The following is a 14,704-nucleotide window of genomic DNA, read 5'->3' on the forward strand; positions in this document are numbered from 1 at the left end:
GGACAAGACGGACGATGAGGGAGCACCCCATGAACGAACCGCTGCTCGCCGACCAGCCGGCCTTCGACCGGGCCTTCGACGCTCTGCTCGCCCTTGACCCGCGCCTCGTGCCGCTGGCGCAGGTGGCTGGGCGGCCGGCGTTGCGGCGGCGGGAGCCGGGGTTTGCCGGCCTGTGCGCGGTGGTGGTGGCGCAGCAATTGTCGGTGGCCTCCGCCCGCGCGATCACCGCCCGGCTGGAGGCGACGCTGGGCGGCGTGCCGACGGTGGAGGCCATGCTGGCGGCACCGGTGGAGCGTCTGCGGGCCGCCGGCCTCTCGGCGCCGAAGATCCGCACCCTCACGGGCATCGCCCGCGCTCTGGACGCCGGCGAGGTGGACCTCGACGCCCTCGCGCGCATGCCCGCCGACGCCGCCGCCGACGTGATGACGCGGCTTCCGGGCATCGGGCTCTGGACCGCAGATATCTATCTGCTGTTCTGCCTCGGCCGGGCCGATGCCTTTCCCCACGGCGACCTGGCGCTGCAGGTGGCGCTGGGAGATGGCTTCGCCCTCGGCGGCCGCTGCACGCCGCAGGGCCTGAAGGCGGTGGCGGAGGACTGGCGGCCGCTGCGCGGCGTGGCGGCCCATCTGCTGTGGGCGTATTATGGCGCCCGCCGGTCGCGCCTGGGCGCGCCGGCCTGACTGGAGCCGGCCCGACCATGCATTTTCCCCTCGACGGCGTCTCGCTGGACGATCCCATCCTGGAGGGGCCGCGTCTGCGCCCGCGCACGGGGCGCGATCCCGACTGCCTCGTGGTGCTGCTGCACGGCTATGGCGCCGACGGCAACGATCTGATCGACATCGGCAACGCCTGGGCCGACCTGCTGCCCGGCGCGGCTTTCGTCTCGCCCCACGCGCCCGACCCCTGTGAGGGGGCGCCCATGGGCCGGCAATGGTTCCCGCTCACCTTCCGCGATCCCCACGAGCTGGCACGGGGCGTCGAGGGCGCGGCGCCGCTCCTGCGCGACTTCCTCGACGCCGAGCTGGAGAAATACGCCTTGCCGCCGGAGCGGCTCGCCCTGGTCGGCTTCAGCCAGGGCGCCATGATGGCGCTCAAGATCGCGACCACAGCTCCCGTCGCCCCCGCCGCGGTGGTCGGCTATTCCGGCATGTGGGTGGAGGCGATGGGCGGCCGCGGCGCCGAGATCACGCTTCCCGTCCGCCCGCCGGTGTTGCTGGTGCACGGCACCGAGGACGAGCTGATTCCCGCCCAGGCGCTGTTCGCTTCGGCGCAGGGGCTCGCCGCCGCCGGTGTGCCGGTCGAGTGGCATCTCAGCCAGGGCATCGGCCACGGTATCGACGAGGGCGGTCTTGCCCATGGCGGGGCATTTCTGGCCGAATTTCTGGCGCCGCGCCGGTAATCCCGGGCGCGGACGATTCGGCGCCAATATTGAACAGTCGGCTAGGGTGATTTGGGGCGCGGCTTCACAAGAATGACACGGACCATATAGAGTATCCGCCGCGCATCGGGATCGTCAGGCGCGATTCGGATGCGCAGACGAGGAGTTCGGTCCTTGACCACTGCTTTGTCACCAGGTGCCTGGCCAGCGCTCGTACTCAATGCGGACTACCGTCCCTTGAGCTACTATCCGCTGTCCGTCTGGAGCTGGCAGGATGCGATCAAGGCGGTGTTTCTCGACCGGGTGAACATCGTCGAATATTACGACAAGGCGGTGCGAAGTCCGGGGTTCGAGATCAGGCTGCCCAGCGTCGTGTCCCTGCGGACCTTCGTGAAGCCGACCCGCCAGCCGGCTTTCACCCGCTTCAACGTCTTCCTGCGCGACCGCTTCTCCTGCCAGTACTGCGGCTCCCGCGAGGATCTCACCTTCGACCACGTCATCCCGCGCTCGAAGGGTGGCCAGACCACTTGGGAAAACGTGGTCGCCGCCTGCTCACCCTGCAATCTGCGCAAGGGCGGCCACATGCCGGCGGACGCGGGAATGTGGCCCGCGCAAATGCCCTTCCAGCCCTCCGTCCACGACCTGCACCAGAACGGCCGGCACTTCCCGCCGAACTACCTGCACGAAAGCTGGATGGACTATCTCTACTGGGATACCGAACTGGACCCCTAGGGGCTGGCTCAGGCTTTGCGACCGGTTGTCGCGCCGATTGCGCCCACCACCGCAAGCCCTGCGGCGATCAGTGCATTCCACCCCGCCATGGAGAGGCCGAACAGCCGCCACGCGGCCTCGTCACAGCGCGGCACGCGGGCGCCCTTCAGCGCCGACAGCACGTTGCCCGTGACGGTCGGGGCGCCGGTACAGGCTGTGGGGCCGGTCCAAAGCTGCCACTCCACACCCGCGTGATAGATGGCGAGGCCCATGTTGCCGAGCATCGCCAGCGCCAGCACGGCGAGAATCGCCCGGGCGAGGGCCGTGCGGCCGCTGCGCGCGGCGGCAAAGGCAATGAGACCCAACGGGATCGCAGCGTAATAGGCGAGGCGCTGCTCCAGGCAGAGCGGGCAGGGGGCGAGACCCACCACCAGCTGGAAATACCACGCTGCTGCAAGTGCGAAGGCGGAGCCTGCCACGAGGAGCAGGGCGGCGGATTCCGGGAGGCGCAGGGACAAGGCTCATCTCGTTCAGCGGCAGCACCCAGCTTGGTGCGCGGACCCGCGATAGACCGCCCGAAGCTGCTTTGTCCATGGCTTGGCGGGGCGGTGCCGCGCATGTGAGCGGGGCCGCCGCTGAACTCAGCGGTGCGGGCCTACCTTGGAAATGTTCTTACTCAGGCCCGGCCGTATGGCGTTGCTCTGCAGCATGAGGTATAAATTGCTAGTCGTCTTCGGAGGCATTCGCATTGCGTTTCTTCTGATGGCGCATATTTTGGTTTTAGCTACATAGATTGCAGCCGAAATGAACGAGATGCCCCGCTCCCGCTCCGCCTTCGGTGCCTCGCTGACACAGGGTGTCGATATGCAGGACGAACCGATTCTCCCTGTCGCCCAGCTGCGGGACATCAACACGGCGCGTCGCACCGGCTGCCCCTTTCACGACGTCCGCGAAATGCTGAAGGAAGTGGGCCTGCGCCCCACCCGCCAGCGTCTCGCCCTCGGCTGGCTGCTGTTCGCCAAGGGCGACCGGCACGTCACTGCCGAAATCCTGCATGAGGAAGCCATCAAGGCGCGCTTCCCGGTCTCGCTGGCCACCGTCTACAATACGCTGCACCAGTTCACGGAAGTGAGCTTGCTGCGCGAGGTCGCGGTGGACGGCTCGAAGACCTATTTCGACACCAACTCCTCCGACCATCACCATTTCTACGTCGAGGGCCAGAACGACCTCGTCGATATCCCGGCCTCGGACGTGGCCGTCCACCTGCTGCCCGAGCCCCCCGAGGGCTACGAGGTGGCGCGGGTGGACGTGGTGGTCCGCCTCCGCCGCAAGGGGTCCAACCGCGGCTGAGACCGCACTGCGAGCGCGCTTGCCCAATTGAATTCCAATGGCCGGGCCTGTCCCGGCCATTTTCGTTTGGGGCGGGGATGGGATTGGCGGTGAACGGCCTGCCTGCGCGTCGTGAAACGGCACGCGGACCGTCGCTCCGCCGCAAACGCGCGTCGCGACTCAGATGGTGCGCAGAGGTTTTTCCAGCACGGCCAGTACGCGCGGCAGTTCGTGGCCGCGCTTGAGGATGAGGCCGGTCTGCGAGACCACAGCATACATGCCCTGGCGCCGGGCGAGGCGCGGGTCCTTCTCGATTCGGTAGAGCGGCACGTCCATGGCACGGCGGAAGATGGCGAACACCGCCTTGTCGCGCTGAAAGTCGATAGCGTAGTCCCGCCACTCGCCCTGCGCCACCATGCGTCCGTAGAGATCAAGAATGCGGTCGAGCTCTCGGCGGTCGAACGTCACCTTGAGGGGGGCGGGGGCAGGCGTCGTCGGCTGGACTGGCGCGGTGCCCCGCTGCGACAGGAATATGGGTTCGATGTCCCCCATCGGGCCTCCTCGCCGCTTTCCGTGCTTCTCCGACGACTATGATCCCCCGCCGCCGCGAGCCTTTCAAGGGGCTTCCGTAGCCGACTGGTAAGGACGCTTATTCTGCATCCAAATACCTATCACGCCAACGTCAATCAAATCACAGTCTCGCCGGAATTCGGTCAATCGCACGCCGCGGCCCAAGGCGAGATTGCTTCGCGTAGCAGGGCCGGTTCGTGAGGCGCTCCGGTCTATCCCAGCCCCCCAGCCCCCCGGGGTGCATCCGAACCGGCCACTGCTACGCACCGACTTCAGACCCCCGATGTAGGCCATCCGCAAGGATGGCCTCTTTTTTTGTGCCGTGTGCGCGCCACGCCGCCCGCACGACGACGGGGCAGGCGCGAGGAGCGATCTCTGCTTAGCGCAAGGGGACGAGGGTCGCGCCGATGATCTGGCCGGGGCTGGCGGGGGTGCCGGTCTGCACGAGCACCGCCACCGCATCCACGCCATCGAGCCTCAGATCCTGCAGCGGAACGGTGAAGCTGCGGCCCTCGCCCTGCCAGCGCGCCACGCGGTGCCAGCCGCGCACCACATTGGCATACGTCACGTTCCGTCCGACGTTCTCGCCCCGGCTGATGGAGACGGACTGGCTGCGCGCCACGGGGCAGACCCACAGCTCCGCGCCCTCCTCGACGGCGGCGTGGGCGGGCAGGACGATCTGAATCCCGTCGCCCTCGCGCCGGGCCTCCACCTGCACCACGAGGCCGCCGGCAGTGCGCGCGGTCATCATGGCGCGTTGCACGGCCGCCCGATCGCTGCCCTTGGCCGCGAGCTTGCCGTCAATCACCATCTGAGGGGTGTAGACCTTCTTGTCCGCCCGCTGGTCGGCATAGGCCTTCTGGCGGATGGAGTGGCCGTGCAGGGCCAGCGTGTCCTTCCAGCCCACATAGTCCCAATAGTCGACCGCCAGCGTGAGCGCGAGCACCTGAGGATCGCGCGCCAGCTCGGTGAGAAGAGCGTCGGCGGGGGGACAGGAAGCGCAGCCCTGGCTGGTGAACAGCTCCACCACGACCTTCGGCTGGCTTTGCCCCAGCGCCGGACCGGCGATGAGGGCGACGAGGAGCGCAAGGGCGGGGCGGATCAATCTCATGGAGCGCAATGGGTTAGACGGGACAGGGAATGCGGTCTTCGAAATACCGGAGGCGCCCGGCGCAGACCAGTCACAAAGGGGTGTCGGACGGTATCATATGCCCGACCGCAAATGTAAAACGCCGGCCCGGCAAGGGCCGGACCGGCGGTGTTCACCTCTTCGTCAGGCGGCAAAGCATCCCCGCGGGACGCCGCGTCGCCGGATCACGCCGCGAGCGAACGCAGCACGTAGGGCAGGATGCCGCCGTTGCGGAAGTAGTCGAGCTCGTCGAGCGTATCGATGCGGCAGATGAGATCGACATTTTTCACCGAGCCGTCGGCAAACTTGATCTCGGCGGTCATGGTCTGGCGCGGCTTGAGGTCGCCCTCGATGCCCTTCAGCGTGACGATCTCGTCGCCCTTGATGCCGAGGGTCTGCCAGCTCTCGCCGTCCTTGAACACCAGCGGCACGATGCCCATGCCGACGAGGTTGGAGCGGTGGATGCGCTCGAAGGACTGGGCGATGACGGCCCGCACGCCGAGCAGCTTGGTGCCCTTGGCCGCCCAGTCGCGCGAGGAGCCGGTGCCGTATTCCTTGCCGGCGAAGACCACCAGCGGCACGCCCTCGGCCTTGTACTTCATGGCCGCGTCGTAGATCGGCAGCTGCTCGCCGTCCGGATAGTGGGTGGTCACGCCGCCTTCCACGCCCGGCACCATCTGGTTCTTGATGCGGATGTTGGCGAAGGTGCCGCGCATCATCACTTCATGGTTGCCGCGGCGGGTGCCGTACTGGTTGAAGTCCACCGGCCGTACCTGATGGTCGATCAGATACTTGCCCGCGGGCGAGGCCTGCTTGATGGAGCCGGCCGGCGAGATGTGGTCGGTGGTGATGGAATCGAGGAACAGGCCCATGATCCGCGCGTCGATGATGTCCTTCACCGCCTCGGGCGCCTTGGTCATTCCGACGAAATAGGGCGGGTTCTGCACATAGGTCGAGCTGTCCTGCCAGGCATAGGTCTGGCCGGTGGGCACCTCGATCTTCTGCCAGTTCTCGTCACCCTTGAACACGTCCGAATACTTCTCCTTGAACATCTTCTTGGTGACGTTCTCGCGGATGTATTCGGCGACCTCCTTGTTGGTGGGCCAGATGTCCTTGAGGTAGACCGGCTTGCCTTCCTTGTCGGTGCCGAGCGGCTCGCTGGTGAGGTCCACCTGCAGCGAGCCGGCCAGCGCATAGGCTACCACCAGCGGCGGGGAGGCGAGGTAGTTCGCCTTCACGTCCGGGTTCACGCGGCCCTCGAAGTTGCGGTTGCCGGAGATCACGGCGCCGGCCACGAGATCGTTCTTGTTGATGGCCTCGGAGATGGCCTCCGGCAGCGGCCCGGAATTGCCGATGCAGGTGGTGCAGCCGAAGCCGACGAGGTTGAAGCCGAGCTTGTCCAGGTCGTCCTGCAGGTCGGCGGCCTTCAGATAGCCTTCCACCACCTGCGAGCCAGGCGCCAGCGAGGTCTTCACCCACGGCTTGGACTTGAGGCCCTTCTTCACCGCCGCCTTGGCGAGGAGGCCGGCGGCGATCAGCACCGAAGGGTTGGAGGTGTTGGTGCAGGAAGTGATGGCGGCGATCACCACGTCGCCGTGGCCGACGGTGTAGTCGGTGCCGGCGACCGGGATGCGCTTTTCAGCCTCGCCGGGCTTCTTGAACTCGCCTTCCAGCGCGGCGAGGAAGCCGGTCTTGCTCTCGGAGAGCAGCACGCGGTCCTGCGGGCGCTTCGGGCCGGCCATGGAGGGCAGCACGGTGTCGAGGTCGAGCTCCAGCGTGTCGGTGAAGACCGGGTCCGGGGTCTCCTTCTTGCGCCACATGCCCTGGGCCTTGGAATACTTTTCCACCAGCTCCACGCGGCTGTCCTTGCGGCCGGTCTCTTCCAGATAGTCGATGGTTTCGCGATCCACCGGGAAGAAGCCGCAGGTGGCGCCGTATTCGGGGGCCATGTTGGCGATGGTGGCGCGGTCGGCGAGAGAGAGATGGTCCAGGCCGTTGCCGTAGAATTCGACGAACTTGCCCACCACGCCCTTCTTGCGCAGCATCTGCGTGACGGTCAGCACCAGGTCGGTGGCGGTGATGCCTTCCTTCAGCTTGCCAGACAGCTTGAAGCCGATGACCTCGGGGATCAGCATGGAGATGGGCTGGCCGAGCATGGCCGCCTCGGCCTCGATGCCGCCGACGCCCCAGCCGAGCACGCCCAGGCCGTTGACCATGGTGGTGTGCGAGTCGGTGCCCACCAGCGTGTCGGGATAGGCCACGGTGACGGACTTGCCGCCCATCTCTTCCTTGCGGGTCCACACCGTCTGGGCGAGGTATTCGAGGTTCACCTGGTGGCAGATGCCGGTGCCGGGGGGGACGACGCGGAAGTTGTCGAACGCGTTCTGGCCCCACTTCAGGAAGCGGTAGCGCTCCTGGTTCTGCTTGTATTCCTCATCCACGTTCTTCTTGAACGCGGACTTGTCGCCGAAGAAGTTCACGATCACTGAGTGATCGATCACGAGATCCACCGGTACCAGCGGGTTGATCCGCTCCGGGTCGCCGCCCAGCGCCACCATGGCGTCGCGCATGGCGGCAAGGTCCACCACGGCCGGGACGCCGGTGAAGTCCTGCATCAGCACGCGGGCGGGGCGGTAGGCGATTTCCTTTTCCGCCTTGCCGCGATTGTTCAGCCAGTCGGCGACCGAGATCACGTCGTCCTTGGTGACAGACCGGCCGTCCTCGAAACGCAGCAGGTTCTCGAGCAGCACCTTCATGGAGAAGGGCAGAGCGGAAACGCCTGGAAGGCCGTTCTTCTCCGCCAGCTCGAGGCTGTAATAGACGTATTCCTTATCGTCTACCGTAAGGGTGGTGCGGCACTTGAAGCTGTCGAGGGAGGTCACGGCGCGAAAACTCCGGTTCGATGATCGACCGAAACAGCACGGACCGAGACGGCGGAGGTCTCGTCTCCACCACCTTGGACTGCGCGGCTGCGGGCTTTATAGAGCCATTTCAAAGCGTGGTCATGCGATAACAGCAGCGAATGTGCAATGCACCAAAAGGCAGGGGGCGGCAACGCATGGCAGTGTCGACGCTGGTGGGGGACAACCTCTCCTGCCGCCGTGGGTTCAAGCTCCTGTTCGAGGGGTTGAATCTTGCCGCACCGGCAGGGCGGGCGCTGGTGGTCGTCGGCCCCAACGGCGCGGGCAAATCCTCGCTGCTGCGGATCCTCGCCGGCCTGCTCGCCCCCACGGCGGGCGGCGTCCGCCTGGAAGGGGCGGGCGATGCCGCCCTTGGCGAGCACATCCATTATCTCGGCCATGAGGATGCGGTGAAGGGCGCGCTGACCGTCGCCGCCAATCTCGGCTTCTGGCGCACGGTGCTCGGCCCGACCGGCATCTCGGTGGACGAGGCGCTGGAGGAGGTGGGGCTCGCCGGCCTCGGCCGGCTGCGGGCACAGGTGCTGTCCGCCGGCCAGAAGCGGCGCCTCGCCATTGCCCGCCTGCTGGTCTCGCGCCGCCCGGTGTGGGTGCTGGACGAGCCCACCACCGCCCTCGACGTGAAGGCGCAGGCGCGCTTCGCCGCCTTCGGCCGGGCACACTTGGCGGCCGGCGGGCTCCTCATCGCCGCCACCCATGCACCGCTCGACCTCGGCCCGACCGACGAGCTGCGGCTCGGAGGGGCGGGGGCGTGACGATGGTTCGGCTTCCCACCCCCGCGTTTCTCTCGTCCCTCCCCAAGGGAGCGGGGGCGGGGGAGAGACGCCTCGCCTCGCTCCTCTCTCGCAAGGCAAGACGGTTCAAAGGCGGTGCGGCGGGCAGGTGCCAGCATGTGCCGTGCAGCCATCGCCGCGGAGGCCGCCCGTGATCGCCGCCTTCCTCGCCATCGTTCGCCGGGATCTGGCGCTGTCGCTCGGTTCCGGTGGAGGGGCCGGGCTCGGGGTGGTGTTCTTCCTCAGCGTAGTCACGGTGGTGCCGTTCGCGGTGGGGCCGGACCTCGCGCTTCTCGCGCGCATCGGCCCGGCCATCCTGTGGATCGGCGCGCTGCTGGCGAGCCTCATCGGGCTGGAGCGCCTGTTCGCCGCCGACGCGGAGGATGGATCGCTGGACGCCCTGTCCCTTGCCGCACTGCCGCTGGAGCTGGTGGCGGCGGCCAAGGGCCTCGCCCATTGGCTCGCCACTGGCCTGCCGTTGGTGCTCGCCGCACCTGTGCTGGCGCTCATGCTCAATCTGGAGCCGGCGGCCATCGGCGCCGTGGTGCTGACCCTGCTGGTGGGAACGCCCGCTGTCACCTTCCTCGGCCTCGTGGGGGCGGCCTTCGCCGGCGCGTTCCGGCGGGGCGGGCTGCTGATCGCGGTGCTGGTGATTCCCCTTGCCATTCCGGTGCTGATCTTCGCCGTTTCGGCCACCCAGGCGGCTGTGGTGGGGCCGGTGCCCTTCGGCACGCCTTTCCGTGTGCTGGCGGGCCTAGCCCTGTTCGCGCTGGTTCTGGGGCCGGTCGCCGCGGCCGCGGCGCTGCGGGCGGCGCGGGCCTGACTATTGGGCGGCGCTGGTGACAGGCGCGAGCTCTGCTTCGAGGGCCGCAAGCTCGGACCGCGTCGCCGCGGTCGCCGCCTTCTCGATGGCGCGATAATGGCCGACCACGGCCTGCCCGAGGTCGGTCAAGGCGGTGCCACCGCCCTGCCGGCCGCCGGTCCGGGGGGAGACCAGAGGCGCGGGGAAAAGGCCGTTCAGCGCCTCCACCAGCTCCCAGGCGCGGCGATAGGACATGTCCATGGCGCGGCCCGCCGCGGAGATGGAGCCGAGCGCGTCGATCTTCTCCAGAAGCTCGATCTTGCCGGGGCCGATGCGATGCGGCCCGAGGTCGATGCGCACGCTGAGCGAGACCATTGAGTCGGGTATCCGGCGATGCCCGCCGGAACACCGGCTGAAGGGCGCCACCACCCTACCAAACCCGGCCGCGCCTTGTCGCCGGCCAGGAAAAATTTGGCACCGGGGGCGCGAGGCCTCCAGTGCCGCCGATTCGGACGCCACGCATGCTGACGGACTTCGAACGGGGAAAAAGGGTCAAGGCTCAGTTGAAGCTGGTTCCGCGCGCGTTGCGCCGGTCTCATCTTGGGCAGGCTCATCACAAGGGCGCGCAGGCCGTTCGACGGCAGGTTGAGGGCGGCGCTGCAGCCGTCCGGCCTGCTGAAGGTCAAGCGGAAGCGGCTGCCGTCCACCGCCACCTCGGGCCAGAAGGTCCTCGCCGATGATGTCGTACGCTGCATGGAGGAGGCCTCGCACCGGCCCGGCTGAGTCGGAGCTATATTCGCTCAGATATTGTGCATGCCAAGCGGTCCTCTCTCGTCGCTCCGCCGGCGGTAGCCCAAGAGGGGAGGGGCGCGGGCGGCGGAGTGGATGCAGGCGTCGGGCGCGCAAAGGCCTGGCGCTCATGCTTCCTTTACGGTGCGGGCGTCACAATCTCGCCCGCGCCATTGAGGATAAGCCTTCGCATCTGCCGCTGCCGCCATCGAAAGCAACGCCGTGACGTCCCTCGCCCCCTTGTCCCCCGACCCCCTGCTCGCGAACGAACACGGCGCGGCGCCGACGCCCACCATTCTCGTGTTCGATTCGGGTGTGGGTGGCCTGTCGGTGTTCCGTGAGGTGGCGCGGGCTCGGCCGGATGCGCGCTTCGTCTATGCGGCGGATGACGCCGCCTTTCCCTATGGCGCGCTGGCCGACGACGTCCTGGTGGAGCGGGTCGCCCATGTGGTGGAGCGGCTCATCGGCGCTGTGGCGCCCGATCTCGTGGTCATCGCCTGCAACACCATCTCGACGCTGGCGCTGCCGACCCTGCGGTCCCGCCATGTGGTGCCTTTCGTCGGCACCGTGCCGGCCATCAAGCCGGCGTGCATGGCCTCGCGCACCAAGCGCGTGAGCGTGCTGGCGACTCCCGGCACGGTGCGGCGCGACTATACGGCCGCGCTCATTCGTGAATTCGCCCAGGGCTGCGACGTCGCCCTCGTGCCCAGCGACCGCCTCGCCGGTCTTGCCGAGGCCGCCATGGCGGGGGATCCCGTGGACGACGCGGACATCGCCGCCGAGATCTCGCCCTGCTTCGTCTCCGCCGATGGCCGGCGCACCGATACGGTGGTCCTCGCCTGCACCCATTATCCGCTGCTGGTGGACCGCTTCACCGTCCTCGCGCCGTGGCCGGTGACTTTCATCGACCCCGCGCCCGCCATTGCCCGGCGGGTGACGCAATTGATCGGCCCTGCCACCGCGCCGCCCGATACGGCGCCGGTGCGGGTCCTCTCCACCCTGCGCGCCTTCGAGCCGGCGCGGGTGCGCGCCATCGTCGGCCGCGAGGTCGCGGCGCCGGAGGTGCTGGCCACCACCGGACCCTTCGCCGTCACCAGCTGATCTTTCAAGGAAAGCCATGCCCCACGACGACCGATCCTGCCCCGCCATCGGCCGCCGCGCCTTCACCTTTGGTCTCGCGGGCGCCTCGTTCCTCGCGGGCGCGGGGCTTCTTGCTCCCCCGGCCTTCGCCCAGCAGGCGGGCCAGCCGTTTCCCCGCTGGGTCGAAACCTTCCGCGCCCGCGCCCGGGCCCGCGGCATTTCCGACGCCACCTACAATCGCGTCTTCGGCGGCCTGAAGCCCGACACCTCGGTCTATGCCCAGGACCGCAACCAGGCTGAGTTCACCGAGCAGACCTGGCAATATCTCAACCGCCGCGTCTCCGACTGGCGCATCGCCACGGGCAAGCAGAAGGCGAAGCAATATTCCGGGCTTCTCGACCGCATCGAGCAGACATTCGGCGTCGACCGGCGGGTGATGCTCGGCTACTGGGGCATGGAGAGCGCCTATGGCGAGGTGCTCGACAATCCCAAGCACATGAAGCCGGTGTTCAACTCCCTCGCGGCCTTGGCCTGGGGCGATGCCCGCCGCCGCAAATATTGGGAGACGGAGCTGCTCAACGCCCTCGTGATCGTCGAGCGCGGATGGGGCACGCCGCAGGAGATGACCGGCTCCTGGGCCGGCGCCATGGGCCACACCCAGTGGATGCCCGAGGTGTGGCTGAACATGGGGGTCGATTTCGACGGCGACGGCCGCGTCTCGCCCTTCGGCAAGCCCGATGATGCCCTGGCCGGCACCGCCAATTATCTGGTGAAGCGCGGCAAATATCGCCGCGGCGAGCCATGGGGCTTCGAGGCGAAGCTGCCGGGCAATTTCAACACCGACCTTGCCGACAACAAGAGCCGCCGCCCGCTGTCCCAGTGGGGCGAGCTCGGCATCACCACCATCGAAGGGCAGTCCCTGTCGGGCTACGACGAGCCGGCGCGCCTGTGGCTGCCGGGCGGCGCCGGTGGTCCGGCGCTGCTGCTGCTCCACAATTTCTATGCGGTGCGCTCCTACAATCCCTCGTCCAACTACGCGCTAGCCGTGGTGCATCTGGGCGACCGGGTGATGGGGGAGGGGCCGTTCGTCGCCTCCTGGCCCGGCGGCGAGCGGGCGCTGACCATCTCGGAGATCCAGGAGATCCAGCAGCGCCTCACCGCCGCCGGCTTCGACACCGGCGGCACGGACGGGCGCGTCGGCGCCGACACCATGCGCGCCGTGCGCGCCTTCCAGCAGAAGGCCGGCATCGACCCTGCCGACGGCTACGCCTCCCTCGCCGTCCTCAGCGCGCTGCGGCAGGGACGATAGCGGAGGATCCGCGCTCCGCGAACGGCGCGAGCAAGCGCGCCTCGCGAGCCGGTCACCTCGGCAACCGCAGCACCCCGCCTCCCTCATCCCAAACCAACGTCGCCCTCCGGCTTGACCGGAGGGTCCATGGCACGGCAGGGGCGGGGAGATGGGTGCTCCGGTCGAGCCGGAGCACGACGGCGGGAGGAGCGTGAACAGCGCTCCGCCGTCACACCAAACCTACCTGTCACGCCCTAAAACCGCGATTCCCCGCCTCCCCCATCCCAAACCGCCGTCGCCCTCCGGCTTGACCGGAGGGCCCATGTCACGACGGGGCCGTGGTTCGGGGCGGGGAGACGGGTGCTCCGGTCAAGCCGGAGCACGACGGCGGGAATGGCGGGAGGAATGGCCGGAGCGCTGCGCCGGTGCGCCACGCCGGCCTTCGCCTCAGGCCCGGCCGAACACCCGCTTGAAGATGTTGTCCACGTTCTTGAAGTGGTAGCCGAGATCGAACTTCTCGTTGATGTCGTCCTCGGACAAATACTTCCGCACGTCAGCGTCTTCCAAGAGGAAGGTGCGGAAGTCGCCTTCGCCGCGCCAGACCCGCATGGCGTTGCGCTGCACGAGGCGGTAGCTGTCCTCGCGGCTGGCGCCCTTCTGGGTGAGGGCGAGGAGCACGCGCTGGGAGTGGATGAGGCCGCCCAGCTTGTCCATGTTCTTCTGCATGTTGTCGGTGTGGACAACGAGCTTGTCCATCACGCCGGTAAGGCGGGAGAGGGCGAAGTCCAGGGTCACGGTCGAGTCGGGGCCGATCATGCGCTCGACGGAGGAGTGGGAGATGTCCCGCTCGTGCCACAGGGCCACATTCTCCAGCGCCGGCGTCACATAGGCGCGCACCATGCGGGCAAGGCCGGTGAGGTTCTCCGTGAGCACCGGGTTGCGCTTGTGGGGCATGGCCGAGGAGCCCTTCTGCTCGGGGGAGAAATACTCCTCCGCCTCGAGCACCTCGGTGCGCTGGAGATGCCGCACCTCGATGGCGAGCCGCTCCACCGAGGAGGCGACCACGCCGAGCACGGCGAAGAACATGGCGTGCCGGTCGCGCGGGATGACCTGGGTGGAGACGGTCTCCACCTTCAGCCCCATCTTCTGCGCCACATGGGCCTCAACCGCCGGGTCGATATGGGCGAAGGTGCCCACCGCGCCGGAGATGGCGCAGGTGGCGATCTCCTCCCGCGCTGCCACGAGGCGGGCGCGCGAACGCTGGAATTCGGCGGCGGCGATGGCGAGCTTCACGCCGAAGGTGGTGGGCTCGGCGTGGATGCCGTGGGAGCGGCCCACCGTGGGCGTCAGCTTGAACTCGAACGCCCGGCGCTCCAGCACGCCCAAGAGCTTGTCCACGTCGGCGATCAGCAGGTCCGCCGCCCGCGCGAGCTGCACGGCAAGGCAGGTGTCCAGCACGTCGGACGAGGTCATGCCCTGATGGACGAAGCGCGCCTCCGGCCCCACGAACTCGGCGAGGTGGGTGAGGAAGGCGATGACGTCATGCTTCACCTCGCGCTCGATGGCGTCGATGCGCTCCACGTCGAACTCGGCCTTGCCGCCCAGCTCCCAGATCTTGGCCGCGGCCTCCTTGGGCACGATCCCCAACTCCGCCATGGCGTCGGCGGCATGGGCCTCGATCTCGAACCAGATGCGGAAGCGGGCCTCGGGGGACCAGATGGAGGCCATTTCCGGCCGGCTGTAACGCGGGATCATGGGCAAGCGCTCGTGAAAATGTAGGGCAGGCGGCTCGTCTAGCAGATGCGGGGGGCGCCGGGTAGCCGCGCGGGTCAGGGTCTTGCGAGGCCACCAAAATGGTGCATCATCGCAATATTCAACTTATGGGGGCATAAGATGGCACTCACACCGTTGCGGTCTGCCAGCGTTTTTGCGGACCA

15 protein-coding genes are annotated in these 14,704 nt (G+C 68.1%); 9 read left to right on the forward strand and 6 right to left on the reverse strand.

Annotated features, from left to right (window positions below; translation table 11 throughout):
• Positions 1-29: 29 nt before the first annotated feature.
• From ABLE93_RS05455 to ABLE93_RS05465, 3 genes are all read left to right on the forward strand, one after another.
• The gene (locus tag ABLE93_RS05455) at positions 30-680 is read left to right on the forward strand and encodes a DNA-3-methyladenine glycosylase family protein (protein WP_348838511.1); all 651 of its coding nucleotides are present in this window, start codon (positions 30-32) and stop codon (positions 678-680) included.
• A gap of 17 nt (positions 681-697) precedes the next feature.
• Positions 698-1,399, forward strand: a complete 702-nt coding sequence (locus ABLE93_RS05460) for an alpha/beta hydrolase (RefSeq protein WP_348838512.1) — start codon at positions 698-700, stop codon at positions 1,397-1,399.
• A gap of 129 nt (positions 1,400-1,528) precedes the next feature.
• Positions 1,529-2,110, forward strand: coding sequence for an HNH endonuclease (locus ABLE93_RS05465; protein WP_348838513.1), 582 nt, complete (start codon positions 1,529-1,531; stop codon positions 2,108-2,110).
• Between the two features lie 8 nt (positions 2,111-2,118).
• Here ABLE93_RS05465 and ABLE93_RS05470 read toward each other — a convergent pair whose 3' ends face one another.
• Positions 2,119-2,607 carry a disulfide bond formation protein B gene (locus ABLE93_RS05470; protein WP_348838514.1) on the reverse strand — a complete coding sequence of 163 codons (489 nt, stop codon included), beginning with the start codon at positions 2,605-2,607 and terminating at the stop codon, positions 2,119-2,121.
• Between the two features lie 346 nt (positions 2,608-2,953).
• Between ABLE93_RS05470 and irrA the strand changes: the two genes are divergently transcribed.
• Positions 2,954-3,439 carry an iron response transcriptional regulator IrrA gene (gene irrA, locus ABLE93_RS05475; RefSeq protein ID WP_510182991.1) on the forward strand — a complete coding sequence of 162 codons (486 nt, stop codon included), beginning with the start codon at positions 2,954-2,956 and terminating at the stop codon, positions 3,437-3,439.
• Between the two features lie 159 nt (positions 3,440-3,598).
• Here irrA and ABLE93_RS05480 read toward each other — a convergent pair whose 3' ends face one another.
• The 3 genes from ABLE93_RS05480 to acnA form a co-directional block, all read right to left on the reverse strand.
• Complete coding sequence (locus ABLE93_RS05480) at positions 3,599-3,970, reverse strand: DUF2794 domain-containing protein (protein ID WP_348838517.1); 372 nt, start codon at positions 3,968-3,970, stop codon at positions 3,599-3,601.
• Positions 3,971-4,367: 397 nt separating this feature from the next.
• Positions 4,368-5,099, reverse strand: a complete 732-nt coding sequence (locus ABLE93_RS05485; RefSeq protein WP_348838518.1) for a DUF1223 domain-containing protein — start codon at positions 5,097-5,099, stop codon at positions 4,368-4,370.
• 203 nt (positions 5,100-5,302) lie between these two features.
• Positions 5,303-7,999, reverse strand: coding sequence for an aconitate hydratase AcnA (acnA, locus tag ABLE93_RS05490; protein ID WP_348838520.1), 2,697 nt, complete (start codon positions 7,997-7,999; stop codon positions 5,303-5,305).
• Positions 8,000-8,175: 176 nt separating this feature from the next.
• On the opposite strand from acnA, the gene ccmA reads away from it, so the two are divergent.
• Together ccmA and ccmB are read left to right on the forward strand one after the other, a co-directional pair.
• On the forward strand, positions 8,176-8,790 hold the full coding sequence (gene ccmA, locus ABLE93_RS05495) for a heme ABC exporter ATP-binding protein CcmA (RefSeq protein WP_348838521.1): 615 nt from the start codon (positions 8,176-8,178) through the stop codon (positions 8,788-8,790).
• A 172-nt stretch (positions 8,791-8,962) separates the two neighbouring features.
• Positions 8,963-9,631: a heme exporter protein CcmB gene (gene ccmB, locus ABLE93_RS05500; protein WP_348839322.1), complete on the forward strand. Its 669-nt coding sequence runs from the start codon at positions 8,963-8,965 to the stop codon at positions 9,629-9,631.
• Here ccmB and ABLE93_RS05505 read toward each other — a convergent pair whose 3' ends face one another.
• Positions 9,632-9,985: a winged helix-turn-helix domain-containing protein gene (locus tag ABLE93_RS05505; protein WP_348838522.1), complete on the reverse strand. Its 354-nt coding sequence runs from the start codon at positions 9,983-9,985 to the stop codon at positions 9,632-9,634.
• Between the two features lie 270 nt (positions 9,986-10,255).
• Between ABLE93_RS05505 and ABLE93_RS05510 the strand changes: the two genes are divergently transcribed.
• The 3 genes from ABLE93_RS05510 to ABLE93_RS05520 all read left to right on the forward strand — a co-directional run bounded on the left by ABLE93_RS05510 (position 10,256) and on the right by ABLE93_RS05520 (position 12,788).
• Complete coding sequence (locus ABLE93_RS05510; protein ID WP_348838523.1) at positions 10,256-10,393, forward strand: hypothetical protein; 138 nt, start codon at positions 10,256-10,258, stop codon at positions 10,391-10,393.
• Positions 10,394-10,639: 246 nt separating this feature from the next.
• Entirely contained in the window at positions 10,640-11,500 is an 861-nt protein-coding gene (gene murI / locus ABLE93_RS05515) for a glutamate racemase (RefSeq protein WP_510182992.1), read from the forward strand.
• A gap of 16 nt (positions 11,501-11,516) precedes the next feature.
• Positions 11,517-12,788: a lytic murein transglycosylase gene (locus ABLE93_RS05520; protein WP_348838524.1), complete on the forward strand. Its 1,272-nt coding sequence runs from the start codon at positions 11,517-11,519 to the stop codon at positions 12,786-12,788.
• A 426-nt stretch (positions 12,789-13,214) separates the two neighbouring features.
• Here the strand turns inward: ABLE93_RS05520 and purB are convergent, their stop codons facing one another.
• The gene (gene purB, locus ABLE93_RS05525; RefSeq protein ID WP_348838525.1) at positions 13,215-14,522 is read right to left on the reverse strand and encodes an adenylosuccinate lyase; all 1,308 of its coding nucleotides are present in this window, start codon (positions 14,520-14,522) and stop codon (positions 13,215-13,217) included.
• Between the last annotated feature and the right edge of the window lie 182 nt (positions 14,523-14,704).

This window comes from Xanthobacter pollutisoli, assembly GCF_040044995.1.
Lineage (GTDB): Bacteria > Pseudomonadota > Alphaproteobacteria > Rhizobiales > Xanthobacteraceae > Xanthobacter.

What these genes read in the sequence shown, in the direction of transcription:
- ABLE93_RS05460 (WP_348838512.1), top strand. Translation starts at nt 698, where the DNA reads ATGCATTTTCCCCTCGACGGCGTCTCGCTGGACGATCCCATCCTGGAG.
- ABLE93_RS05480 (WP_348838517.1), bottom strand. Translation starts at nt 3,970, where the DNA reads ATGGGGGACATCGAACCCATATTCCTGTCGCAGCGGGGCACCGCGCCA.
- purB (WP_348838525.1), bottom strand. Translation starts at nt 14,522, where the DNA reads ATGATCCCGCGTTACAGCCGGCCGGAAATGGCCTCCATCTGGTCCCCC.
- irrA (WP_510182991.1), top strand. Translation starts at nt 2,954, where the DNA reads ATGCAGGACGAACCGATTCTCCCTGTCGCCCAGCTGCGGGACATCAAC.
- ABLE93_RS05455 (WP_348838511.1), top strand. Translation starts at nt 30, where the DNA reads ATGAACGAACCGCTGCTCGCCGACCAGCCGGCCTTCGACCGGGCCTTC.
- ABLE93_RS05520 (WP_348838524.1), top strand. Translation starts at nt 11,517, where the DNA reads ATGCCCCACGACGACCGATCCTGCCCCGCCATCGGCCGCCGCGCCTTC.
- ccmA (WP_348838521.1), top strand. Translation starts at nt 8,176, where the DNA reads ATGGCAGTGTCGACGCTGGTGGGGGACAACCTCTCCTGCCGCCGTGGG.
- ABLE93_RS05505 (WP_348838522.1), bottom strand. Translation starts at nt 9,985, where the DNA reads ATGGTCTCGCTCAGCGTGCGCATCGACCTCGGGCCGCATCGCATCGGC.
- ABLE93_RS05465 (WP_348838513.1), top strand. Translation starts at nt 1,529, where the DNA reads ATGCGCAGACGAGGAGTTCGGTCCTTGACCACTGCTTTGTCACCAGGT.
- ABLE93_RS05485 (WP_348838518.1), bottom strand. Translation starts at nt 5,099, where the DNA reads ATGAGATTGATCCGCCCCGCCCTTGCGCTCCTCGTCGCCCTCATCGCC.